The organism is Paraburkholderia sp., assembly GCF_035948235.1.
Taxonomy (GTDB): Bacteria; Pseudomonadota; Gammaproteobacteria; order Burkholderiales; family Burkholderiaceae; genus Paraburkholderia.
This window is the reverse complement of the sequence record NZ_DASZJJ010000046.1, coordinates 20,299-43,445: the sequence shown is the minus strand read 5'-3', so window position 1 is coordinate 43,445 and position 23,147 is coordinate 20,299. Positions and strand designations below refer to the sequence as shown.

Genomic DNA, 23,147 nt, shown 5'->3' with positions numbered 1-23,147 from the left:
TTCTGGTCGAGCGTGCTCTTGCGCACGACGGGCACTGCGTTATACGGCGGGAAATAATGCCTGTCGTCTTCGAGCGGCACGATGCCGAAGCCCTTCACACGCCCATCGGTGGTGTAGACGAGACCGATCTTCAACTGGTCGTTATGCAGTGCGGTGTAGACGAGGCCCGGATCCATCTGCTTCATCTGCGAGCGCTTGAAGTGCATCCCATAGGTATCGAGAAACGGCTTGAGGCCATCGGGACGATTGGCGAATTCCGCGTCCATGCCAAACACCATATGCTTCGCTGCAGGATTCGTCTTCAGATAATCGGCGAGCTGCGAAACCGTTTTGATGCCCGACGTTTCGGCAAACTGGCTCGGCAGGCCCAGCGCATAGGTATCGTTGAGCGACGAGGCGTTGAGCCAGACGAGGCCACGCGGCGCATCGAGCGCCTTCACGCGCTGATACATCTGATCGGGGTCGAGCTTGTCGGTGATCTTGTCGTAGACCAGCGCGGCCGTGCCCGTGTAATCCCACACGAGATCGAACTGGCCGTTCTCCAGCGCGCTGCGCATGAGCGTGCTGCCCAGTCCGGAGCGCACTTCCACGTCGTAGCCGCGCGAGCGCAGATATTGCGCCGTGACTTCGGCCAGCACGTATTGCTCGGTAAAGTTCTTCGCGCCCAGTACGATTCTGGTGGCAAAGGCGCTGCTGCTAGCCGCAGCGCAGAGCACGCCGATGGCGCAAAGACTGATGAGTCGTCGAATCGGACTGCGAAATATCATACGACACCTCCATGACGAAGGAGCCACCGACGACTGCTTGTTGCGACGATGCCATCGAGCAGGAGCGCGAGAATTGCCGTGAAAGCGGCGCCCAGCAACAGCAACGGCTCGTTGTCCAGATAGATACCGGGGAAGATCAGCGAGCCGAGGCTATCCGCGCCAATCAGATAGGCGAGGGGCGCGGTACCCACGTTGATTGCCAGTGCAGTGCGTATTCCACCGACGATAATCGGCAAAGCATTGGGCAGTTCGACGCGTGTGAGCGATTGCCAGCCCGTCATGCCAATGCCCCTGGCAGCCTCGCGCAGCGAAGCGGGCACGTTCTTCACGCCCTCATAACTGTTGCGCGTGATCGGCAGCAGCGAAGCGAGGAACAGCGCAACGATCGCGGGGATGTTGCCGATACCGAAAATTCCCAGCGCAATCGCCAGCACGGCGAGCGAGGGAATCGTATTGCCGATATTGAAAATCTGCATGAAGCGTTCGGCCTGACGCTGGAAGCGCGGCCGGCTTAGCAGCACTCCGGCTGGCACGCCGACAAGGATGGCCAGGACCATCGAATAGCCGACCAGCAGCATGTGCTGGCCCGCGTAATACGCGAGATCTCCCGCATGACTGCGGAAAGTATCGGCGCCTATGCCGCGGGCTAGCGCCCAGGCAATGACGACGATGGCGATCAGGCTGCCCACCAACTGGACAGTGCGTCGATTCATGAAGATACGCCTCCTCAAACTCGGTGCGGCGCGCAAAGACAAAAAGCAACGCGCTCGCGTAGACGCCAGATGGCGCCGCGAATGGAAGTTCGTGATCCCGGCAGGGCCGCGATTGAACTGACGGAAACAGTCCTTGCCAGCCGCAACAGGACGCAACTGGCAGTCGAGTGAACGCGCAATGGCGTTCGTCTGGTTGTCATGTTCAGCCCGGCGTAGCGAAAAGCGTGCCCGGGCAAGGCGTTGTCTTTCTATAAAGACAACCTGAGTGCGGTGGAAGCGGTACTAGACCGGTTCTTGAAGCCGCAGGAGCCGGTGGCTCCTTTGAGATGGCGAAACGGATGCGCGCGAAGGTAGCGCGAACTTGCATTCCGTTCCGCACAAGATCGTGCGTTTTGTAATGAAGTTGAACCGAGTATAGAGCAATCAATTAAGCGCGTCTACCATAGGGATTGATCATAATGAATTGCGAACGGTTGAAATATCCCTATAACAGCGTCATATTGCGTCATATTGGGCAAATAATAGGGATACCGGATTAAAAATAATGAGTATGATTTTCCGGATCACGGATTCGGCTGAGGAACACGGGAAGCCAAAGAAAAAAGGCGGTGCGCCGAAATGTAGCACCGCCTTTGGACTGGAATCAGCGCGAACGCTCGCTCGTCAAATCTCGCCGCCCGGTACGATCGGCATGCCGGGCGCGAAGCGCTCAAGCGAGAACGGTGCGAGGTCCACGCCAGCGTCGCGCCCAATCGCGATGTCGGCGGCCGCGCGTCCCGCCGCTGGGCCGATGCCAAAGCCGTGGCCCGAGAAGCCCGTCGCTATGGTCAAGCCTGGAACCGTTGCGCACGCACCGATATACGGAATGATGTCGGGCGTGACGTCCATATAGCAGGCCCATTCCTGCACGACCTGCGCGTCCTTGAACGCGGGAAAAAGCCGCGTCATGCTGGCCATCGCCGCCGTTACGCCGCGCTGCGATGGCGCGGGGTCCATGGTGCGCGTGCGCTCGAATGGACTGCGTTCGTCGGCATTCCAGCCGGGGCGGTCACGGAATTCGCGAAATGCCGCTGCATCGAAACGTGGACGGATTGAGCGCCAGTTCTGCTTGAGCAGCGGCGTGTATTCGCGCAGAAAGCGCAGTCCATCGGGGCTGACCGGCGTGTAACGATGGCCGCTGTAGCCGATCGTATAGCCGCCATCGAGACGCTTGCGATAGCCGATATCGCCAAGCCAGCCGCAAGTAGGCGGCCCATTTTCGACGGGCGATGTGCGCAGCACGGTACCCAGCACTTTCAGTTGCGGCAGGCGTACGCCCTCATGCTCACAGAAGAGGCTCGACCACGCGCCTCCCGCAAGAATCACGGCATCGCAGGCAATGCGGCCGCGGCTCGTCACGACGCCGCTGACTCGGCCCGCTGAACGTTCTAGCGCGCGCACCGAGCAATGCGCGACGATGGTCGCGCCGCGCGCCTGTGCAGCGCGAGCGAGAGCTGGCACGGCGCGTTGCGGTTCGGCGCGGCCATCGGTCGGCACGAACAGACCCGCGCGAAACGTGCGCGAAGCGCCGGGCAGCAACTTCGCAAGATCGGCGCCGCGCACCATTTTTGCGCCAGTGTCGTAGCCAGCGGCATCGTCGAACCACTGCTGGAAACCGGCCTCATCCGCTTCAGAGTCGCCGATATACAGCACGCCGCATTCTCGAAAGCCCACGTCCGCACCAACGGTATCGGCCATTGTGCGCCAGTGGCGCATGCTTTCGGTGATGAGCGGCATTTCACGCATGTCGCGTCCGGCCTGGCGGCACCAGCCCCAGTTGCGGCTCGATTGCTCGCCGGCGACATGGCCCTTCTCGCAGAGCACCACGCTCACCCCTTGCGAAGCGAGATGCCACGCCGCCGCCACGCCGATAACCCCACCGCCGATGATCACCACATCCGCGCGTGCAGGCAGTAACTCTGCCGAAGGCACGGCGTCCACATACGGTCCCATCCTGTCTTTCCCTTTTCTTTCCGGCGGCGCGTATCGCAGGCACGCCGTCGTGTTTTTTACTGGAGGCGGAAAGTATAAGGTCGGGACGTTATAAGCAAACGCTCAACGCGCAGACTCGGGGGCGACAGCGCGGCGCGCCATGCCCCAGTAAAACAACGCGGCGCAGCCCGCGATCGCGCCGCCGATCACGAAAGCGAGCGTGTACGAGCCAGTGCGATCGACAATGAAACCCGCCGCGACTGGCGAGAATGCCCCGCCAAAATAGCCGCCAAAATTCTGGATCGCGCTCACTGAGGCGATCATCGAACGCGGCGCGATATCGCCCGCGAGCGCCCACGCATTGCCGATGGTCGCCGCGATGCAGGCAAGGCCAAGCGTCATCAGCGTAATGGTGGCGCCGATGGTCTGCACGAAGGGTAGCGCGATGGCGCACAGCGCTGCACCCAGCGAACAGATGACGATCAGCACGCGCTTGGCGACCATCGGCGAGGCGACGCCGCGATCAACCAGTTTCGCGGCGACGAAGCCCGCAACGATTTCACCCAACGCGCCGCCAAACCACGGGATGCTCGCATAGACGCCAAGTTGCACGAGCGTGATATGAAAGCGGTCGATCAGATAGAGCGGCAGGAACACCAGAAAGAGATTCCACAACCAGATCGCGCAGAAATAGCCAAGGATCATGCCCCACACGCTTTGCGAGGCAAACAGCGCGCGCCACTTGATGGGCGCGCTGTCGAGCGAGTGTTCGTGACCGCCGCCGCCCGCTTCGATGTAGGCGAATTCCTCGCGCGACAAACGCTGGCTGTGCGAGGGATTGCGATAGAACAGCAGGAAGAGCGCGGCGAATACGATGCCTAGCATGCCCGTGACATGAAAGAGCGAGCGCCAGCCAAACGCGATCATCAACGCGACCAGCAGGGCAGGCGCGAGCGCAGGTCCCCATTTCGACGACGAATCCCAGATGCCGGTGGCGAAGCCGCGTTCCTTGGCGGGAAACCACGCCGCCGTGATCTTCGCCGAGGTGGGCCAGCACGGCGCTTCGCCGACCGCGAGCAGCACGCGCATGAGTACGAGCCCGGCGACCGATCCAACCACGCCTGTGAGCAAGGTGGCGACGCTCCACCAGATCATGCCGATCGCGTAGACGCGCTTCGCGCCGAAGCGGTCGATGATCCAGCCGGCGGGTAACTGCATGACCGCGTAAGTCCATGAAAACACCGTACCGAGCAGACCGATCTGCGTGCGCGTGAGTCCAAGATCGTGAATCATGCCGGGCGCGGCGATTGCCAGATTGGCGCGATCAAGATAGTTGATGATGCCGCCGATCAGCAGCCAGGTGAGCACATGCCAGCGAACTTTGGCGCGTGTCGTGACGGGTGCCGCAGTAGAAGCAGAAGCGTTCGCAACAAGCTTGTCGTCCATCTCGTCTCCTGATTTTTGTGTATTCGCCCAGAGTGTGGGAAATGCGTGCGTACGGCGGTTTCATGCGTGCGCTCCATTCTGCGCCTTTGTGTGGAAAGCGAAAAGTGTGTTGGTTAATCTAGTTGTGCGGGAGAGGGAATTCATAAAAATAGGATGGCTAAATAAAATGCGGAGCTAACGCACGGCGCAATTCATGAGGCTCGCTCATGAAAGCATGCCGATCCAGCATCTTTATCCAGACCCGTATCTGGTTTCTAATGCGTGTCAGGCCGTCGATTCGACGCGCAGTCATTCTGGAGTTACAGCATATGGATTATCGCAATCTGGGCCGCAGCGGCCTGAAGGTCTCGCCGTTGTGCCTCGGCGCCATGATGTTCGGCGGAGAAACCGACGAAGCCACCTCGAAGCGCATCATCGACAAGGCCTTCGAACAAGGTGTGAATTTCATCGACACGGCCGACGTCTACCACGCCGGCCGTTCCGAGGAGATCGTGGGCCGCGCGATCGCGGCGCATCGTGACGATTGGGTCGTGGCGACCAAGTTCGGGTATGCCGCGGGTCCCGCGGCGGGACCGAATCGCCAGGGGCAGTCGCGTAAATGGATTTACCGAAGCGTGGAGGAAAGTCTCAAGCGCCTGGGCACTGACTATATCGACGTGCTGTATTTCCATCGTGCGCTGCCCGATTTGCCGCTGGAAGAAAGCGTGCGCGCTGTGGGCGATCTGATTCGTCAGGGCAAGGTGCGCTATTTCGGGCTGTCGAATTTCCGTGGCTGGCGCATCGCCGAAGTCGTGCGCATTGCCGATCAACTCGGCATCGATCGCCCAGTGGCAAGCGAGCCGCTCTACAACATTGTCGATCGCAGCGCTGAAGTCGAACAGTTGCCTGCTGCCGCGCACTATGGCCTGGGCGTGGTGCCGTACAGCCCGCTCGCGCGTGGCGTACTCACGGGAAAGTACACGCCCGATGCACCGCCGCCCGCCGACAGTCGCGCAGGCCGAGGCGACCGCCGTATCCAGCAGACCGAATGGCGCACGGAGTCGCTGCATATCGCGCAGCGTATCGCCGACTATGCCGCGCAGCGCGGCACGAATCCCATCGCGTTTGCGCTGGCGTGGGTGCTCAATAATCGCCTCGTGAGTTCGACGATCGCGGGGCCGCGCACCGAAGCGCATTGGGACAGCTACATGCAGGCGCTTGATTTCAAGCTCAATGCCGAGGACGAGCGCTTTATCGACAGTCTCGTGGTGCCGGGTCATGCTTCGACGCCAGGCTATACGGACCCCAACTATCCGATTGAAGGCCGCCTGGCTTTCTGATCTATTTGCCGCGATAACGCAAGGCGTCGATCACCAGCCCGAGCGCGCGCGATGATTGACGCCGGCTAGGGTAGTACGCGTGATAGCCGGGAAACACCGGGCACCAGTCTTTGAGCACGCTTTTGAGCTGGCCCGCGCGGATATACGGCAGCGCGACATCCTCGGGCATGAAGGCGAGGCCGAAGCCGCCCAGCGCGGCCTGCAGCATCTGCGGGATGGTGTTGAAGGTGAGTTGTCCGTCCACGCGCACCTGCAGATCGTGGTCGTCCTTTTTGAGTTCCCATGCGTAGAGCCCGCCCGCACTCGTGAGGCGCAGCGAGATGCAGTCGTGCTGGAGTAGATCCTGCGGGGCTTTGGGCGCTTTCCTTTTTGCTAGGTAAGAAGGCGAGCCGACGATCGCCATCTTCAGATCGGGGGCGATGCGCACAGCGATCATGTCTTTCGCGACCTGGTCGCCGGTGCGCACGCCAATATCGAAACGGTCGGCTACGATGTCGCGCAGGCCGTAGTCCACGCTGATTTCGATTTTGATGTCCGGGTAAGCGGGTAGAAACTCTTTTAGCTTTGGCCAGATGACCGTTTCGACGGTATGGTCGGTTGCCGTGATGCGGATTGTGCCGGCGGGTTTGTCGCGTAGATCGGCGAGCGCTGTGAGTTCGGTGTCGATCTGTTCGAAGCGGGGCGCTATTGCCTGGAAGAGGCGCTCTCCCGCTTCTGTCGTGGCGACGCTGCGCGTGGTGCGCGTGAGCAGGCGTAGGCCGAGGCGTGTTTCCAGTGCGCGTATCGTGTGGCTTAGTGCCGACTGCGATACGCCGAGTTGTGCTGCTGCACGTGTGAAGCTGCGCTCGCGCGCGACGGCGAGAAAGGCCAGCAGGTCGTTGAAGTTTTCGCGCGGCATGGGGAGTTTCTGGATGCGTGGGAGGTGGTGCGAATCCTATCATTGGTGGTTCGCATTTCCCTGGTTTGGTGTCGCTCTATTAGCTGTATTAGCGTCGCCCCGCACAGGGGCAACGCCTGCAGACCGACACGACCACACGCTAATGCCAACACAAAACGAAGCCCGTTAGGCCACAACCGCCGGATGCGCCTGCACCGGCCCACCCAACTGTTCGCGATGCGAAGGCGGCTGCCGCCCATCGATGTCCGTAATTCCATACTCGCGCGCCAATTCCGCCCCTACCATTACGAGCCCGGATTTCGCATCCCGTCGCGGATCGCGATAAAGCGCATCAATCAACCGCCCCGTAAACTGCGGACTTTCCGCAAGCTCGCTAAAACCCGCATATTGCTCAGGATGCGCAGCAATCACCCGCGCGGTGCGCTCAGTCTGTAGCATGCCCATCCAGATCGACACCGCCGCCACACCGAACGGCCGCAAATCGACAGCCATATCCTTGGCAAACTTGTCGACCCCCACCTTCTGCGCGCCATAAGCCGCGCCATGCATATAGCAACTCGCGCCGAACGACGACGTAAACGCAATCAGCCCGTCGCGCTGCGCCGCCATTATCCGCGCCGCGTGCCAGCTCGCGACATACGCAGAGCGCAATCCCACGTCGAGAATATCGACCATCTCGAGCGGCTTTTCCCAGAACGGCGCAGGCCGGATCAACTCATCATGCAGGACGGTCGCGTTGTTGACGAGTACATCAAGCCGTCCTTGCTCGGCGCGAATGCGTGTGAATATCGCTTCCACCTGAGTATCGTCGGCGTGATCGCAGGGCAGCGCGATGCCGCGTCCGCCCAGCCGGTCGATTTCGGCGGCGGTGGCGTGGATGGTGCCGGGCAGCGGCGCATCGCCTTCGTTCTGCGAGCGGCCCGTCACGTAGACGGTGGCGCCGGTTGCGCCCAGCGCGAGCGCGATGCCCTTGCCCGCTCCGCGCGATGCGCCGGTGACGAGCGCGACATAATGGGTCATGCTGGCTTGCTCCATAAAATTCACGCCTCGACTAGCGGTCGCGCACTATACGTCGCGAACGCATTGGCGCGGATAACGTCGACCGAAGCCGGGATGATTTCGTCTGCCATATCCGGCAGATCGCCGAGTGGAATAAACGCGCTAATCTCCAGTCCATGCCCGGAGAGCGCGGGCAATTTCAGCGGACTGGACAGCACGTTGAGCCGCCGCAAGCCCAGATCGCGCAGGATCTGCGAGCCGATGCCGTAATGCCGCTTGCCGGATGCAGATGTCGATGGCGTATCGCGCCGCTCGTGCAAGCCGCAATCGAGCAGCACGGCCACGCCGCGCCCACAGTTTTCGATACGCGCAAGCGATGCGTGCAGCGTCTGAACGTGCGCAGCGTGCAGTTGCGCATCGAGCAGGTCGAGCAGCGAAGCGCGTTCCTGCATGCGCACGAGCGTCGGCACATCGGCTTCGGGCTGGCCGCGCACGAGCGCCAGATGCGTTGCGCCGCTCACGCGGTCACGGTACTGGATCGCCTCGAACGTTCCCCAGGCCGTATCGAGCGAACGCGCTTCCACGCGCTCGACCAGCGATTCGCGCTCGCTGCGATAGCGGATCAGATCGGCGATTGTGCCTATTTTCAGGCCGTGTTCCTGCGCGAAACGTTTCAGTTCGGGCAGGCGCGCCATGGTGCCGTCGTCGTTCATCACCTCGCAGATCACCGCGGCAGGCGTGAGGCCCGCAAGCGCGGTGAGGTCGCAGCCCGCTTCGGTGTGGCCCGCGCGCACCAGCACGCCGCCGTCGCGGGCGACGATGGGGAACACGTGGCCCGGCTGGACCAGATGGTCGGCGCGCACGCCGGGCGCGATGGCGGTGCGGATCGTGTGGGCGCGGTCGGCGGCGCTGATGCCCGTCGTGACGCCCTGTGCCGCTTCGATGCTCACCGTGAAGGCCGTGCCGTACTGCGTGCCGTTGCGCGCGCTCATCGGCGCGAGTTGCAGCCGCGCGGCGTGACTGGCGGTGAGCGTGAGGCAGATCAGCCCGCGTGCGTGACGCGCCATGAAATTGATGGCGTCGGGCGTCACGCAGTCGGCGGCGATTACCAGATCGCCCTCGTTTTCGCGGTCTTCCTCGTCGACGAGGATCACCATGCGGCCCGCGCGCAGGTCCGCGACAATGGCGGCGGTATCGGCCAGTTTCATGAGTTGTGGTCCTCGATAGTGGCGCGCGCAACAAAGTCGGGTGCGCGGCGTTCGGCAAAGGCGCGGCTGCCTTCGCGGAAATCAGGCTGCGATGTGCAGTTGAGAAAGCCGCGTTGTTCGGCGAGCAGTTGTGCGTCGAGCGTGCGGCGTGGCGCATCGGCGATCAGATGCTTGGTGTGCGAGAACGCGACCGGCGAGAGTGCCGCGAGGCGTGCGGCTCGCTCGCGCGTGGCGCTTGCCAGCTCGGCGGCGGGCACGACCCAGTTCACGAGGCCCACGCGCAAGGCGTCGGCGGCGGTGTGGCGCTCGTCGAGATAGAGCCATTGCGCTGCTACGCGTGCGCCCAGCAGGCGCGGCAGCGTGAAGCTCGCGCCGCCGTCGGGCGTGGTGCCCAGGCGGTTATAGGCGGACGTGAAGACGGCGTCGTCGGCGGCGATGGCCACGTCGCACGCGGCGACCAGCGCCAGACCAAATCCCGCCGCTACGCCGTTGACGCTCGCCAGCACAGGCTTAGGCGAGCGCGCGATGGTGGCGACCGCAAGCTGGGCGTGGCGCACGAGTTTGCCGATGGCACGCGTGCGGCGCGCAGTAGGCAGTTCAAGCGCGGCGCGCATGGCCTCCACGTCGCCGCCCGCCATGAAGGCGCGGCCCGCGCCGGTCAGCACGATCGCGCGCACGGCCCGGTCTTGCGTGAGGCGCTCAAGGCGCGCGCAAAGCTCGACGGCCATCGCCTCGTTGAGTGCATTGAGCGTGTCGGGGCGGTCGAAGGTGAGCGTGGCGACGCCGTCGGCGTGCGCGATACGAAGCGTGTCGTTCATGGCGCGCTCAGCGATGAAGCGCCGCGCGCAAGGCACGAGCGCCGAAGTCAAGCACGGCGTCGGCGGCATCGAATACGCCCATCAGGCTCGCGAAGCCATGTATCTGGCCAGGCCAGCGCACCAGCGTGGTGGCCACGCCAGCCTGGGCCAGCCGCGCGGCGTAGCGTTCGGCTTCGTCGCGCAGGGGATCGCATTCGGCACTCACGATGGTTGCGCTCGCAACCTGTTCGAGCCGCTCCGTGCCCAGCGGGCTGGCGAGCGGCGCGGCGCGGTCCGTGCTGCCTTCATCGGCGCCGAAGTACTGGTCCTTGAACCAGCGCATCAGTCCCCGTTCGAGCAGATGGCCCTCGCCAAACAACTCGTATGAAGGATGCTCATGCGAGCAGTCCAGCACGGGATAGAGCAGCAATTGATGCGCGATCGCCACGTCGCCGCGCAGTTGCTGCGCGCAGACGGCGGCGAGGTTGCCGCCCGCGCTATCGCCGGCCACGGCCAGCGCGCCGGAACGCGCCCCCAGTTGTGCGGCGTTTATCGCGGCCCAACGCACGGCGGAGAGCGCATCGTGCGCGGCGGCCGGAAAGCGCGCTTCGGGTGCGAGCCGGTAATCGACGGAAAGCACGAGCGTGCGGGCGCGTGCCGCAAGCGTGCGGCAAATATTGGCGTGCGTGTCGATCCCGCAGGCCACGAAGCCGCCACCGTGGAAAAACACGGTAAGCGGCAGCGCTTCGCCGCTCGCATTGTTCGGACGAAAGAGGCGCGCGGCGAGCGGACCGGCTTCGCCGGGCAGCGTCAGGTCCTGCTCGGCGGCGATGGCGTCGCCTGGGCCGAAGGCGCTCGCGGCGCCGCCGGCTGCCAGCGCGGCGCGATAGCTGGCGGCGTCGAGCCGGGCATAGTCGGGCGCCGGCGCGCCGGCCAGCGAGGCGAGCAGCGCGGCGGCCTGGGGATCGAGCGCCATGCGGGTTTCTCCTTGGAAATGATTGAAAAGCGCGGAAAACGGGCGCCGTTGGGCGCATTGGAGCGAATTGAAGCTTTTTGGCGCGGCGGCGGCATCGTCCGATCAGACGAGGGGCGCCAGGGCCGATCGGCGTAATGTCTGTCACGGGGCAAGGCGGGCGATTCGATACACGCATTCCCCAGACAAAAATGCGTCCGGTCATGCGGCGCAGGAGACGCAGGGCGATGCATCGGCCAGGGGATACTCCCGATGCCGATCGCATGACAGCCCCGTAAAGTTGGCCGTCGCCAAAGGCGGCATGGAGGACGGAGACTGTGTTGATGAAGACGAGATGGGCCCCGGAAGAGGGTCAGGGGACGAACGCGGACGCGAGCGCAGCGGCAGGCATCGACGTCGCGCAGTTCAGCGCGCTGCTGGCGCGCATCTATCAGGGGCCGCTCGAAGCGGTGCCCTGGAAAGCCGCCCTGGAACTGATACGCGTGCATCTGGACGCGACCTATACGACGCTGATCCTGCGCTCGCCCTCAAGCGACCGGCGTGGGCTGATGGTGCACGCGGCCGAAGGCGCGGGCGCGCCCAATGACGCGTCGTATAACGACTATTACTATTCGCTCGACCCGTTCGTGGGCCTGCCCGCCGAACGCGTCGTGACCGTCGACGAAGTCTTCGGCGAGACCGGCTGGCTTTCCAGCGAGCTGTACAAGCAGTTTCTGCAGCCCGCCGACGTGCGCTACATCATGGGCGCCGACTTGCGCACCGAAACCGGCGTCGAATGTCGCTTCCGCGTGTGCCGCAAGCACGGCGTCGCGCATTTTTCGGCGCGCGACAAGGCGCTTTGCGCATTGCTGCTGCCGCATCTGCGTCGCGCGGTGGAGCTGCATTCGCGTCTGGACGTGGTGGAATCGGAGCGCACGCTCTACGCGAGCGCCATCGATCGCATGCTGGTGGGTACCGTCACGCTCGACGAAAGCGGTGCGATCATGCGCACCAATAGCGTCGCCGACGAAATCCTCGCGGAAGCCGACGGCCTGCGCGTCGCGCATGGTCACGTGGAAGCGACCGATAGCCACGAAAACCGCACGCTGCAGCGGCTGATTCGTCACGCGATGATGGGGCACTTCGGCACGGCGGGGCCGCTGGTGGAAGCGATGCCCGTCACGCGTAGCGGCGACCGCGCGAAACTGGGCGTGCTGGTGCGTACCGTGCCACTTTCCGACTGGTCAGAAGACAACCGCCGCCGACCCGCGACCGTGGTGTTCCTGCGCGATCCGGACCGCAAATCACAGCGCTCGCAGGAAATCGTGCGCAAGCTGTTCGATCTCACGCCCGCCGAAACTTCGCTTGCGTTGCTGCTCACCAATGGCCTCACGCTGGAAGAGGCCGCCGAGGAACTGGGCATCAGCAAGAACACGGCGCGCGCGCATCTTCGCTCGATCTTCTCGAAGACGGGCGTGACGCGTCAGGCCACGCTCGTGCGGATTTTGCTGGGCAGCGTGGTGCCGTTGGGTTGAAGCAGCGCTATCGAGTGAGAAATGAAGGCGGCGCGTGCGGCCGCCTTCTGTTGTTTACACCACATGTTTCTGCGTGAGCACGAGCAGCGCGCCGTTACGGTCCTCCAGCACCGCGCGCAATTCGTGCGGCCCCTGCTGCACGGGCACGCGCACCGACGCACCCGTTGCCACTACACGTGCCATCGCCGCATAGAGATCGTCATCCTCAGCAATGCGAAACGTTAGCGCAGGACGCTCGACAATCCGCTCGTCGCCCGCCACCAGCGCAATCGTGAGCGGGCCGCCTTCCAGCGCGCAATAGCGCTCGCCGTCGCGCATTTTCACCGTCAGCCCAAGCCCGTCGACAAAGAACGGCAGCGCCGTGTCGATCGTCTCCACCGGGTACAGCATCATCGAAGCCTTCATTGCGTCTTTCCCCTGAGTTTGAGTGGTCATGCCACAAGCCGATGCTAGCGCGCGCAACGCCACGCGCCATGTCCGATTGGACTAGGTCGGCACGCGCCTTGAAGTGTCGATAAAAGCGTTAATCCAAACAGACGATGCAGCGCTTGCCGCGCGCGCCGACACTTCGTCTCGTGGACCGTCACGCGGTTCCAAAGTCCGACACAACAAGGAGACACCCGCGATGAAGTTTTCCCTGATCTACGAAGCCCAGACGACCGACGCGTCGCGCGAGGGCGACCACCGCGTTTTCAAGGAGACCGTCGAGCAGGCGCTGCTGGCCGAGCAGATGGGCTTCGATACCGTCTGGTGCGTCGAGCACACCTCGCTCACCAACTACGCGCACATTAGCGCCCCGGAAACTTTTCTCGCCTATCTGGCGGGCCGCACGACGCGCATTGGTCTCGGCCACGGCGTGATCTGCCTGCCGCCCGCGATGAACCATCCGATCAAGGTGGCCGAGCGCGTCGCGCTGCTCGACATTCTTTCGCAGGGCCGCGTGCACTTTGGCGTGGGCAAGGGCGGCAGCCAGCAGGAAGCGGGCGCGTTCGGCTACGACCTCGCCGAGCTGCAACCCATGATCGACGAGTCGATGTACCTCGTGCCGAAGATGTTTGTGCAAGACGAGATCGAGCACGATGGCCAATACATCAAGATTCCTAAGCGTCCGATCCATCCGAAGCCGTATCAGGACCCGCACCCGCCGATGTACATGGCCTGCACCAATAGCGACGGTCTGCTGCGCGCGGGCCAGCGCGGTCTGGGCGCGCTGGTGCTGGGTTTCGGCGGCCCCGATGAGGTGGCGAAGAAAAACGCGCTTTACCGCGAAGCCTGGCGCAACCGCAAGGCCGAAGATCAGGTGGGTTTCCGCCCGACCGAACACCTCGCCGCGCTGTGTCCGGCCATCGTGATGGCTGACGGCCAGCAGGCGCGCAAGATCGGCATTCGCGGCCAGCGTTATTTCATGGAGTCGCTCGCATACTGGTACACGGGCGGCGAGCGTCCCGATCCGGCCAACTGGGGCGACGACCTCGTGCAGGCCGACAGCGGCCAGATGGTGATCCGCTCGCGTTTCGCGTCGGAAGAAGTGGTGGTGGACTTCAGCGATCCGGCGCTTTCGATGATGAACCCCAACCACGCTTACGGCACGGTGGATGACTGCATTGGTTATGTAGGACGACTGATGGAAGCGGGCGTGGACGAAGTGCTGTTCCTCTGCCAGATGGGTACGGTGCCGCACGAAGCGCAGCTCGAAACCATCCGCAATATCGGCGAACACGTGATTCCGTACTTCAACCGCGTGAAGGCGCGCGCCGTCGCTTAAGCGGCGCGCCAGCCCCAACCACTCAAAAGAAGACACAAGGAGACAGCGGTGCATCGAGAACACGATTCGAACGCCCTCGCGGCGGACCTGATCGCGCGCGCCCAGGCGCTCGCGCCCCTGCTGGCGCAGCGCGCCGACGCTGCCGAAGCCGAAGGGCGCATTCCCGCGCAAACCCTCGCGGATCTGCAGGCGGGCGGCTTCTTCAAGGTGCTGCAGCCAAAGCGCTATGGCGGCTACGAACTGGACCCGCAGGTGTTCTTCGAAATCCAGATGGCGCTCGCGCGCGGCTGCATGTCCACGGCGTGGGTGTACGGCGTGGTCGGCGTGCACAACTGGCAGCTCGCGCTGTTCGACGAGCAGGCCCAGCGCGACGTCTGGGGCGACGATCCGGCCACGCTGATCGCGTCCACCTATATGCCGGTGGGCAAGGTCACGCCAGTCGAGGGCGGCTTCCGGCTTTCGGGTCACTGGAAGTTTTCGAGTGGCAGCGAATTGTGCGAATGGGTCTTTCTGGGCGCACTGGTGCCGCCCGCGCGCGACGGCGAACCGCCCGAATATCGCACCTTCCTGCTGCCAAAAAACGCCTACCGCATCGAACGCGACTGGGATGTGCTGGGACTGCGCGCGACCGGCAGTCATGACATCGTCGTCGAGGACGTGTTCGTGCCGGCGTATCGCACGCACAAGGCGGTGGACGGCATGATGGGCACGAGTCCGGGGCTGGCCGTCAACGACGCGCCGCTGTTTCGCCTGCCGTTCGCGCAGATTTTCGTGCGTGCGGTTTGCACGGCGTGCATCGGCGCGCTGCAAGGCGCGGTGGATGACTTCACCGCTTATGCCGCGAATCGCGTGAGTGCTAATAGCGGCGCGAAGACCAGCGACGATGCTGGCGCACAGAGCGCGTGCGCAAACGCTTCGACCGCCATCGACGAAATGCAGGTGCTGTTGCGCCGCAATTTCGCGGAGTTGCTGGCGGCCGCACAGGGCGGCCCCGAGGTGCCGATCGAGCGGCGCGTGCTGTTTCGCTATCAGTCCGCGCAGGTGGCAGAGCGTTGCGCCCAGGCGGCCAACACGCTGCTGCGCTACGCGGGCGGCAACGGCATCTATCGACGCAATCCGCTCGTGCGCCGCTTTCTCGATCTGCACGCGGCGCGCGCGCACTACGCGAACAACGTCGATCGCTTTGGCCAGAACCTGGGCGCGGTGATGCTCGGCCGTCCCAACACGGACTTTTTCATCTGAGGACGGCGATCATGAGCGATCAGCCCATGCAGACTGAAACATTCGACGTGGTGATCGTCGGCTCTGGCGCGGGCGGCATGCTTGCCGCGTGCCGCGCCGCCGATCAGGGGCTTTCCGTCGTCTTGCTGGAAAAGAGCGGGGAATATGGCGGCACGTCGGCGGTGTCGGGCGGCGGCATCTGGGTGCCGTGCAATCACCACATCGCCGAAGCGGGCGGCGCGGACACGCGCGAGACGGCACGCATCTATCTGGAGGCCTGCATCGAAGGCGCGAGTTCGCCTGCACGCGTGGACGCGTATCTGGACAGCGCGCCTGAAATGCTGCGCTATCTGGAATCGCGCACGCCTGTGCGCTATCAGTCGCTCGCGCGTTACGCGGATTACTTTCAAGCGTTGCCGGGTGCATTGCCCGGCTATCGCGCGCTCGATCCCTTGCCGTTCGACGGTGGGCGGCTGGGCAAGGAATTCGCGCGGCTGCGTGCGCCTTCGCCTGGCACGCTGGTGGGCGGTCGCGTGGCGGTGACGTCGAAAGAAGCGCACACGTTGCTTTCGAAAGAGCGCGGTTTCATGATGCTCGCATTGCGCGAATTCGGGCGTTATTGGCTCGATATCCGCGCGCGGCTGCGCTCGCGGCGCGACCGGCGGCTCACGCTAGGCAATGCGCTCGTGGGCGGCCTGCGCTACGCGCTGCTCGAACGCAAGGTACCGCTGTGGCTCGACACGCCCATGCGCGATCTGATCGAATTCGATGGCCGCATCGAAGGCGTGCTGGCCGAGCGCAACGGCACACCGCTGCGCGTGCTGGCGCGGCGCGGCGTGATTCTCGCGGCAGGCGGCTTCGAACGAAACCAGGCGCTGCGCGAGCGCTACCTGCCGCAGCCTACCAACGTGCAATGGAGCGCCACGCCGCCGCACAACACGGGCGACGCGATTACAGCGGGCGAACGCGCCGGCGGCGCGCTTGCGCTGATGGAGCACGTCTGGGGCGCGCCGACGCTGCGCGTGGCCGATGAGGAGAAACAACGTGCGCTATTCGTGGAGCGCAACCTGCCCGGCTGCGTGATCGTCAATGGCTTGGGGCAGCGCTTCGTCGATGAAGCCGCGCCGTATTCGGAATTCGTGAATGCGATGTATCGGGATCACGCGAAGACCGGTGCGTGCCTGCCCGCGTGGATGATCTTCGACGCGCGTTTTCGCAAGCATTATCCGTGCGGGCCGATCATGCCCGCATCGATGATGCCCGACGCACGTATTCCGGAGTCCTTTAGATCCTTGCTGCATCGCGCCGATACGCTCGATGCGCTGGCCGCGCAAATTGGCGTGAACGCACAAGGGCTGCGCGACAGCATCGCGCGCATGAACGCCTACGCACTCAGCGGCGTGGACGAGGAGTTCGGCAAAGGCAATAACGTGTTCGATACCTACTACGGCGACCCCGCCGTAAAGCCGAACCCGTGCCTTGCGCCTATCGGCGAAGCGCCGTTCTACGCGGTACGGATCGACGCGGGCGATATCGGCACCAAGGGTGGTCTCGTCACCGACGAAAACGCCCGCGTGCTGCGTGCGGACGGCAGCGCCATTGCCGGCCTCTACGCGATTGGCAACTGCAGCGCATCGATGATGGGCGCAAGTTATCCGGGTGCGGGCTCGACGCTCGGCCCCGCGATGACCTTCGGTTACCGCGCCGCCGATCATTGCGCTGCAGCGATTTCAAACGACACAACCTCGCACACGGACCGCGAGCTTCGCGGAGTCACACAATGAGCGATATTTCCACTGAACCGCTGCGCGCGGACATGCTGCTCGCCATGCGTCGCCTCGCGCGCTCGGTCGCGGTCATCAGTTGCAGCGACGGTGAGCGGCGCTATTCGATGTCGGCCACAGCGGTCGATTCGCTGTCGACCGAGCCGCCTTCGCTGCTCATCTGCATCAACCGGTCGTCGTCGATCTATCCGCCGCTCGCGGCCGGCGCGGACTTCTGCGTCAATCTGCTGGCCGCGCGCCAGCAGGATATCGCCATCGATTGCAGCGGCCGCCTGAAGGGCGAGGAGCGTTTCACGAGCGGCGACTGGCAACGCTGCGAGCAAGGCGTGCCGTATCTGCACGGCGCGCAGGCCAACCTGATTTGCGCGCAGGACGGGCGCTTCGAGTACGGCACGCATACGGTGTTCATCGGCAGGCTGCGTGAAGTGAAGCTAAGCGGCGAGATCGAGCCGCTGCTGTACGTCGATGGCGCTTACACCACCGCAGCAACGACGCTGCTGACCACGGCAGTAGCGGCCAGCGCATGAATACGAGCGCCACGCCCACCGAGCCGCCGATCGTCGTCGCCGATGCCAACGCGCATCGCTGGGATGACACTTGCGGCGTGCTGATCGCTGGCTTTGGCGCGGCGGGCGCGTGCGCCGCGCTCGAAGCGGCGCAGGCGGGCGCGCGCGTTTGCATCGTCGAGCGCTTCGACGGCGGAGGCGCGAGCGCAAAGAGCGGCGGCGTGATCTATGCGGGCGGCGGCACGCCGTACCAGCGCGAGGCGGGCTATGCGGATACGCCTGAAGCGATGGCCGCCTATCTGCGCGGCGAAGTGGGCGAAGCCGTCTCTGCCGCCGCGCTTGAACGCTTTTGCCAGGGCAGCGTTGCGCAACTCGCGTGGCTGGAGCGGCATGGCGTGCGCTTCAATGCGGCGATGCCCGCACGCAAGACTTCGTATCCGCCCGAGCGCGCGTTTCTCTACTACTCGGGCAACGAAGCCGTAGGTGACGCACCCGCCGTTCCCCCCGCGCCGCGTGGGCATCGCGTGGTGGCGCGCGGCATGTCGGGACAGGCACTCTTCGCGACGCTGCGCCGCGCTGTGGAAGCGGAGCCCAACGTCGACATCGTGCGGCACGCAAGCGTGCGCCGCCTGATCGTCGATGAAGCGGGGCGCGTGATTGGCGCGCAAGTCTGGCGCGTGAAGCCGGGCCGCTTGCAACGTCGTCACGTGCGTCTCGCCCGTTGGGCCGACCAGCTCCATAACGGCATGCCTCGCGTGGCCGACCGTTTGCGAGCAGCGCTTCATCGGCTCGAAATGCAAGCGAGCGAAGCGCTCGACATTCGCGCCGATGCGGTCGTGCTTGCCACCGGCGGTTTCATTTTCAACCGCGAAATGATGGCTCAGCACGCGCCGCGCTACCTCGCCAACTGGCGTCTGGGGACCACGGCGTGCGACGGCTCGGGTATACGTCTTGGCGTCTCGGCGGGGGGCGTGGCCGATCGCATGGAACGTATCTCTGCGTGGCGCTTCATCAATCCGCCGTTCGCGTGGGCGCGCGGTTGCGTGGTCGATGCGCGCGGCGAACGCTTCTGCAACGAGGAAGTCTACGGCGCGACCCTGGGTCACGCGATGTGCGAGACCCGCGATGGCCGCGCCTGGCTGATTCTCGACGCCGCGCTCGTGCGCGAGGCATTGCGCGAATGCCTGCGCGGGCGCTTATGGGCGTTCCAGAGCGTGCCCGCGCTGGTGCTGATGCTCGCGAACCGCCGGCGCGCCGATACGCCCGCGCAACTGGCGGCATTGATCGGCGCCGATCCCATCACGCTCGAACGCACGCTGGCCGACTATCGCGCGGCCGCCGTAAGTGGGCGTGACGACGCATTCGGTAAATCCGCGCCAATGCTTGCGCCTTTGGCACAAGCACCTTATTACGCACTCGATATCTCGGCAGCAAGCCGCGTGTTTCCGTGCCCGGCGATCACGCTGGGCGGACTGCGCGTCGAAGAAACCACCAATGCCGTGCTGCGCGATCAAGGCGATGCCATCGCCGGTCTTTACGCGGCGGGCCGCGCCGCGCGCGGGCTGGCCTCCAATCACTACGTTAGCGGGCTGTCACTGGCCGATTGCGTCTGGTCGGGTCGTCAGGCTGGACGCGCTGCGGCGCGCGAAGTGCTGGCCGCGCACGAGGCAAACAGAACAAACGTTGCAGGCGCAACCGTATTACCCCTTCATCCACTGACACACTGACAAAGAGAGAACGAAGATGGGAGACAGACTCAAGGGCAAGATCGCCATCATCACGGGCGCCGCAAGCGGCGTGGGCAAGGCCGACGCGCTGCTGTTCGCGCAAGAGGGCGCGCGCGTGGTGCTGACCGATGTGAACGAGGAGGCGGGCCGCGCCGTGGCCGCGCAGATCGGCGATGCGGCGCTGTTCGTGCGTCACGATATCGCCTCGGAAACCGGCTGGAACGATGTGTTCGGCGCAGCGCAAAAGCAGTTCGGCACGCCCAACGTGCTGGTCAATAACGCGGCTATCCTGCAACTGGGCAGCATCGAGGACGCCACGCTCGAACAATGGCAGCGCATCATGCGCATCAACGCCGAAGGCTATTTCCTCGGCTGCCAGGCGGCGGTGCGCGCAATGAAGGAGAAGGGCGGCGCGATCGTCAATATGTCGTCGGTGGCGGCGCTGGGCGGTCTGGGTGCGTTCTGCGCCTATTCGGCGAGCAAGGGGGCGGTCACGGCGCTCACGCGCGCGATTGCGGCGCACTGCAAAACCCAGGGCTACAAGGTGCGCGCCAACACCATCCACCCCGACGGCATCCTCACGCCGATGACCGAGCCGTTCTTCGGCTCGGCGGAAGCGGGCCGTGCGCAACTCACGGAATCCGTCGATCCGCGCTCGCGCATGTGCCTGCCCGAAGACATCGCGCAACTGGTGCTGTTCCTCGCCTCCGATGAGTCGCGCTTCATCAACGGCAGCGAGTACCGCATCGACAACGCGCAGATGATCATGGGCGTCGCCTGACGCATGCACGCGAGTTCTGCCATGACCGAAACGCGTTTTCATCGGCTGCGCGTGGCCGAAGTGATAGCCGAAAGCGCCGATGCGCGTTCGTTCGTGTTCGAGGTGCCCGGCGCGCTGGCCGATGCGTTCGCGTACCGGCCAGGGCAGTTCCTCACGTTGCGCCTGCCGCACGGCGGGTCTGCGCTGCAGCGTTGTTACTCGCTCTCCAGCGCGCCCGGCGTCGACGCCGCACCGAAGATCACCGTCAAGCGCGTGCGCGACGGGCGCGCGTCGAACTGGCTATGCGACGCGGTGCAGCCTGGCGACGAACTCGACGTGATGGCGCCTGCGGGCGTCTTCACGCCGCGCTCGCTCGACGACGATCTGCTGTTGTTCGCGGGCGGCAGCGGCATCACGCCCGTGTTGTCAATCCTGAAGGCGGCGCTGATAGGCGGGCGCGGCATGCTCACGCTGATCTACGCGAACCGCGATGAGTCGTCGGTGATCTTTGGCGCTGCGCTGCGCGAACTGGCGCAGCGTCATCCGGGCCGCTTGCGCGTGATTCACTGGCTCGACAGCGTGCAGGGCATACCGCAACAGCGCCATCTCGAAGAGTTGGCGCGGCCCTGGAGCCAGCAGACATGCTTCATCTGCGGGCCGGCGCTCTTCATGGAAAGCGCGCTGGCGGCGATGCTTGCGCTGGGTTTGCCGCGCGCGAAGATTCATGTCGAGCGTTTTATTTCTTTGCCCGATCTTGCAGTCGAACCCGTTGTGCGCGCAACGATAGAGGGTGAAATACCTGCGAGCGTGGAAACCCAGCTTGACGGCGCGAGTCATCGCTTCAACTGCGAGCCGGGCGAAACGCTGCTCGACGCGATGGAGCGGGCCGGTCTCGCGCCGCCCAGCTCGTGCCGTAGCGGCTTATGTGGTGCGTGCATGTGCCGTGTCGAAGCGGGTGCAGTGACGCTCGACGACAACGCCGCACTCGACGACGAAGAGCGCGCGGCCGGTTGGACGCTTGCATGCAGCGCGCGGCCTGCGAGCGCCGAGGTCCGCATCGTGTTCCCCGACTAGCGCGAGCGCATGGTTGCCCAATCCGGCGCCGCCGCTGCTCATCGCGCGGCGGCGCTCGTCTTTCCGGAGTCCCAAGATGACGCCTCACGACATTCTCACCACGCCCGCGCTGATCGCTCGCGGCGCGGCGCGCTACGGCGCGCGCATGGCGATCGAATCCACCGCGCTCAGCCTGAGCTACGCACAGCTCGACGCCGCCCGCGTCGAAGCGGCGCGCGCGCTGATGGCCTGCGGGATCGAGCCCGGCGACCGCGTCGCGATCTGGGCCCCCAATGTGGCCGAATGGATCGTCGCCGCTTTGGCGATCCAGAGCGCGGGCGCGGCGCTTGTGCCCGTCAACACGCGCATGAAGGGCCTGGAGGCCGGCGCGATCCTCGCCGATAGCGGCGCGCGCGTACTGTTCTGCTGCGGCGAGTTTCTCGGCGAGCAGTATCCGTCGATGCTTGCGCCGCATCGGCCCGCGTCGCTCGAACGTGTGATCGTGTTCGACGCGGCGGTCGAGCATGCCTGCGAAAGCTGGCAGACGTTTTTGCAGCGCGCGGAAAAAACCCCGCTCGAAGCGTTCCGCGCGCGCGAGCAGGCCGTCACGCCCGATACGCTGATGGACGTGATGTTCACCTCGGGGACGACGGGCCGCCCCAAAGGCGTGATGACCACGCACGGGCAGAACTTGCGCGGTGCGCACGACTGGGCGCAGATCGCCACCTTGCGCGAAGGCGACCGCTATCTGATCGTCAATCCGTTCTTTCACGCCTTCGGCTACAAGGCAGGCTGGCTCGCGGCGCTGGCGAGCGGCGCAACCGTGCTGCCGCACGCCGTGTTCGATCCACAGGCCGTGCTCGAGCGCGTGGTGCAGGAGCGCGTTTCCGTCCTGCCGGGTCCGCCCACGCTCTATTACGCGCTGCTGGATGCACCGGATCTTGCGCAGCGCGATCTTGGCTCTTTGCGTGTTGCCGTGACGGGTGCGGCCGCCATCGCGCCCAGTCTTGTCGAGCGCATGCGCGCGGAGCTGGGCTTCGAGACCGTCTTGACCGGCTACGGGCTCACGGAAACCTGCGGTTTCGCCACACTCTGCCGTCACGGTGACGATGCGCAGACCATCGCGCAAACGTCGGGTCGCGCCATGCCAGGTGTCGAATTGCGCATCGCGGGCCCGGACGGCACACCGCTGCCGCCGGGAGAAACAGGCGAAGTCTGGCTGCGCGGCTACAACGTCATGCGCGGCTATCTGGGCGATGCGGCGGCCACCGCCAACGCCGTCGATCCGCAAGGCTGGCTGTACACGGGCGATATCGGTTCGCTCGACACGGGCGGCAATCTGCGTGTGACGGACCGCATCAAGGACATGTTCATTGTCGGCGGCTTCAACTGCTATCCGGCGGAGATCGAGCGACTGTTCGCGGCCCACGAGGCCGTCGCACAGATCGCCGTGGTGGGCGTGCCGGACGAGCGGCTGGGGGAGGTTGGCCACGCGTGGATCGTGCTGCGCGCGGGCGCACACACGGACGCCGAAACGCTCGCGCAATGGGCCCGGCGCAACATGGCCAATTATAAGGTGCCGCGCCGCATTGAAATCGTCACTGCGCTGCCCACGAGCGCAGCCGGCAAGGTGCTCAAGTACCGCTTGCGCGAAGCGTTTGCGCAAGGTGTGAGCGCTTGACGGCGTGACGTTGCCATAGTCCCAACAGACGATGTTGGGACTTCC

20 protein-coding genes are annotated in these 23,147 nt (G+C 64.7%); 10 read left to right on the top strand and 10 right to left on the bottom strand.

Features of this window, described 5'->3' with window-relative positions; genetic code table 11:
• From VG320_RS03015 to VG320_RS03000, 4 genes are all read right to left on the bottom strand, one after another.
• Window positions 1-767: glycine betaine ABC transporter substrate-binding protein (locus VG320_RS03015; RefSeq protein WP_327198681.1), on the bottom strand; the 767-nt coding region annotated here is incomplete at its 3' end.
• A complete protein-coding gene (locus tag VG320_RS03010; RefSeq protein WP_327198680.1) occupies window positions 764-1,480 on the bottom strand; it encodes an ABC transporter permease in 717 nt (238 codons plus the stop codon). The genes VG320_RS03015 and VG320_RS03010, both read right to left, overlap by 4 nt.
• 663 nt (window positions 1,481-2,143) lie before the next feature.
• On the bottom strand, window positions 2,144-3,472 hold the full coding sequence (locus tag VG320_RS03005) for an FAD-binding oxidoreductase (RefSeq protein WP_327198679.1): 1,329 nt from the start codon (window positions 3,470-3,472) through the stop codon (window positions 2,144-2,146).
• Between the two features lie 102 nt (window positions 3,473-3,574).
• Window positions 3,575-4,897, bottom strand: coding sequence for an MFS transporter (locus tag VG320_RS03000; RefSeq protein ID WP_327198678.1), 1,323 nt, complete (start codon window positions 4,895-4,897; stop codon window positions 3,575-3,577).
• Window positions 4,898-5,205: 308 nt separating this feature from the next.
• Here VG320_RS03000 and VG320_RS02995 point away from each other — a divergent pair, with 308 nt between their 5' ends.
• Window positions 5,206-6,216, top strand: coding sequence for an aldo/keto reductase (locus tag VG320_RS02995; RefSeq protein ID WP_327198677.1), 1,011 nt, complete (start codon window positions 5,206-5,208; stop codon window positions 6,214-6,216).
• Window position 6,217: 1 nt separating this feature from the next.
• On the opposite strand, the gene VG320_RS02990 is transcribed toward VG320_RS02995, so the two are convergent.
• The 5 genes from VG320_RS02990 to VG320_RS02970 form a co-directional block, all read right to left on the bottom strand.
• The gene (locus tag VG320_RS02990) at window positions 6,218-7,114 is read right to left on the bottom strand and encodes a LysR family transcriptional regulator (protein WP_327198676.1); all 897 of its coding nucleotides are present in this window, start codon (window positions 7,112-7,114) and stop codon (window positions 6,218-6,220) included.
• Between the two features lie 165 nt (window positions 7,115-7,279).
• Window positions 7,280-8,134, bottom strand: a complete 855-nt coding sequence (locus VG320_RS02985) for an SDR family NAD(P)-dependent oxidoreductase (RefSeq protein WP_327198675.1) — start codon at window positions 8,132-8,134, stop codon at window positions 7,280-7,282.
• A gap of 20 nt (window positions 8,135-8,154) precedes the next feature.
• Window positions 8,155-9,321 (bottom strand): bifunctional 3,4-dihydroxy-2-butanone-4-phosphate synthase/GTP cyclohydrolase II, encoded by a 1,167-nt coding sequence (gene ribBA / locus VG320_RS02980; RefSeq protein WP_327198674.1) that lies wholly within the window; start codon window positions 9,319-9,321, stop codon window positions 8,155-8,157.
• Window positions 9,318-10,139: an enoyl-CoA hydratase/isomerase family protein gene (locus VG320_RS02975; protein WP_327198673.1), complete on the bottom strand. Its 822-nt coding sequence runs from the start codon at window positions 10,137-10,139 to the stop codon at window positions 9,318-9,320. Before VG320_RS02975 ends, ribBA begins: the two co-directional genes overlap by 4 nt.
• A 7-nt stretch (window positions 10,140-10,146) precedes the next feature.
• Window positions 10,147-11,094: an alpha/beta hydrolase gene (locus tag VG320_RS02970; protein WP_327198672.1), complete on the bottom strand. Its 948-nt coding sequence runs from the start codon at window positions 11,092-11,094 to the stop codon at window positions 10,147-10,149.
• Window positions 11,095-11,414: 320 nt separating this feature from the next.
• Between VG320_RS02970 and VG320_RS02965 the strand changes: the two genes are divergently transcribed.
• Window positions 11,415-12,605, top strand: coding sequence for a helix-turn-helix transcriptional regulator (locus VG320_RS02965; protein ID WP_327198671.1), 1,191 nt, complete (start codon window positions 11,415-11,417; stop codon window positions 12,603-12,605).
• Between the two features lie 54 nt (window positions 12,606-12,659).
• Here VG320_RS02965 and VG320_RS02960 read toward each other — a convergent pair whose 3' ends face one another.
• Window positions 12,660-13,010 carry a VOC family protein gene (locus VG320_RS02960; protein WP_327198670.1) on the bottom strand — a complete coding sequence of 117 codons (351 nt, stop codon included), beginning with the start codon at window positions 13,008-13,010 and terminating at the stop codon, window positions 12,660-12,662.
• 220 nt (window positions 13,011-13,230) lie between these two features.
• Here VG320_RS02960 and VG320_RS02955 point away from each other — a divergent pair, with 220 nt between their 5' ends.
• The 8 genes from VG320_RS02955 (at window position 13,231) to VG320_RS02920 (ending at window position 23,102) form a co-directional block, all read left to right on the top strand.
• Window positions 13,231-14,370, top strand: coding sequence for an LLM class flavin-dependent oxidoreductase (locus VG320_RS02955; protein WP_327198669.1), 1,140 nt, complete (start codon window positions 13,231-13,233; stop codon window positions 14,368-14,370).
• Between the two features lie 48 nt (window positions 14,371-14,418).
• A complete protein-coding gene (locus VG320_RS02950) occupies window positions 14,419-15,612 on the top strand; it encodes an acyl-CoA dehydrogenase family protein (protein WP_327198668.1) in 1,194 nt (397 codons plus the stop codon).
• Window positions 15,613-15,623: 11 nt separating this feature from the next.
• Window positions 15,624-17,375 carry an FAD-dependent oxidoreductase gene (locus VG320_RS02945; RefSeq protein ID WP_327198667.1) on the top strand — a complete coding sequence of 584 codons (1,752 nt, stop codon included), beginning with the start codon at window positions 15,624-15,626 and terminating at the stop codon, window positions 17,373-17,375.
• Window positions 17,372-17,902, top strand: a complete 531-nt coding sequence (locus tag VG320_RS02940) for a flavin reductase family protein (RefSeq protein ID WP_327198666.1) — start codon at window positions 17,372-17,374, stop codon at window positions 17,900-17,902. Before VG320_RS02945 ends, VG320_RS02940 begins: the two co-directional genes overlap by 4 nt.
• On the top strand, window positions 17,899-19,608 hold the full coding sequence (locus tag VG320_RS02935) for an FAD-binding protein (RefSeq protein WP_327198665.1): 1,710 nt from the start codon (window positions 17,899-17,901) through the stop codon (window positions 19,606-19,608). The genes VG320_RS02940 and VG320_RS02935 overlap by 4 nt, the downstream gene beginning before the upstream one ends.
• Window positions 19,609-19,624: 16 nt before the next feature.
• Entirely contained in the window at window positions 19,625-20,389 is a 765-nt protein-coding gene (locus VG320_RS02930; RefSeq protein ID WP_327198664.1) for an SDR family oxidoreductase, read from the top strand.
• 21 nt (window positions 20,390-20,410) lie between these two features.
• Complete coding sequence (locus VG320_RS02925; protein WP_327198663.1) at window positions 20,411-21,442, top strand: ferredoxin--NADP reductase; 1,032 nt, start codon at window positions 20,411-20,413, stop codon at window positions 21,440-21,442.
• A 76-nt stretch (window positions 21,443-21,518) separates the two neighbouring features.
• Window positions 21,519-23,102: a FadD3 family acyl-CoA ligase gene (locus tag VG320_RS02920; RefSeq protein ID WP_327198662.1), complete on the top strand. Its 1,584-nt coding sequence runs from the start codon at window positions 21,519-21,521 to the stop codon at window positions 23,100-23,102.
• The last annotated feature ends 45 nt before the right edge of the window (window positions 23,103-23,147 follow it).

Excerpts from the sequence above, each read along its gene's own strand:
- VG320_RS03010 (WP_327198680.1), bottom strand. The coding sequence starts at position 1,480 with ATGAATCGACGCACTGTCCAGTTGGTGGGCAGCCTGATCGCCATCGTC.
- VG320_RS03005 (WP_327198679.1), bottom strand. The coding sequence starts at position 3,472 with ATGGGACCGTATGTGGACGCCGTGCCTTCGGCAGAGTTACTGCCTGCA.
- VG320_RS03000 (WP_327198678.1), bottom strand. The coding sequence starts at position 4,897 with ATGGACGACAAGCTTGTTGCGAACGCTTCTGCTTCTACTGCGGCACCC.
- VG320_RS02995 (WP_327198677.1), top strand. The coding sequence starts at position 5,206 with ATGGATTATCGCAATCTGGGCCGCAGCGGCCTGAAGGTCTCGCCGTTG.
- VG320_RS02990 (WP_327198676.1), bottom strand. The coding sequence starts at position 7,114 with ATGCCGCGCGAAAACTTCAACGACCTGCTGGCCTTTCTCGCCGTCGCG.
- VG320_RS02985 (WP_327198675.1), bottom strand. The coding sequence starts at position 8,134 with ATGACCCATTATGTCGCGCTCGTCACCGGCGCATCGCGCGGAGCGGGC.
- ribBA (WP_327198674.1), bottom strand. The coding sequence starts at position 9,321 with ATGAAACTGGCCGATACCGCCGCCATTGTCGCGGACCTGCGCGCGGGC.
- VG320_RS02975 (WP_327198673.1), bottom strand. The coding sequence starts at position 10,139 with ATGAACGACACGCTTCGTATCGCGCACGCCGACGGCGTCGCCACGCTC.
- VG320_RS02970 (WP_327198672.1), bottom strand. The coding sequence starts at position 11,094 with ATGGCGCTCGATCCCCAGGCCGCCGCGCTGCTCGCCTCGCTGGCCGGC.
- VG320_RS02965 (WP_327198671.1), top strand. The coding sequence starts at position 11,415 with ATGAAGACGAGATGGGCCCCGGAAGAGGGTCAGGGGACGAACGCGGAC.
- VG320_RS02960 (WP_327198670.1), bottom strand. The coding sequence starts at position 13,010 with ATGAAGGCTTCGATGATGCTGTACCCGGTGGAGACGATCGACACGGCG.
- VG320_RS02955 (WP_327198669.1), top strand. The coding sequence starts at position 13,231 with ATGAAGTTTTCCCTGATCTACGAAGCCCAGACGACCGACGCGTCGCGC.
- VG320_RS02945 (WP_327198667.1), top strand. The coding sequence starts at position 15,624 with ATGAGCGATCAGCCCATGCAGACTGAAACATTCGACGTGGTGATCGTC.
- VG320_RS02940 (WP_327198666.1), top strand. The coding sequence starts at position 17,372 with ATGAGCGATATTTCCACTGAACCGCTGCGCGCGGACATGCTGCTCGCC.
- VG320_RS02935 (WP_327198665.1), top strand. The coding sequence starts at position 17,899 with ATGAATACGAGCGCCACGCCCACCGAGCCGCCGATCGTCGTCGCCGAT.
- VG320_RS02930 (WP_327198664.1), top strand. The coding sequence starts at position 19,625 with ATGGGAGACAGACTCAAGGGCAAGATCGCCATCATCACGGGCGCCGCA.
- VG320_RS02925 (WP_327198663.1), top strand. The coding sequence starts at position 20,411 with ATGACCGAAACGCGTTTTCATCGGCTGCGCGTGGCCGAAGTGATAGCC.
- VG320_RS02920 (WP_327198662.1), top strand. The coding sequence starts at position 21,519 with ATGACGCCTCACGACATTCTCACCACGCCCGCGCTGATCGCTCGCGGC.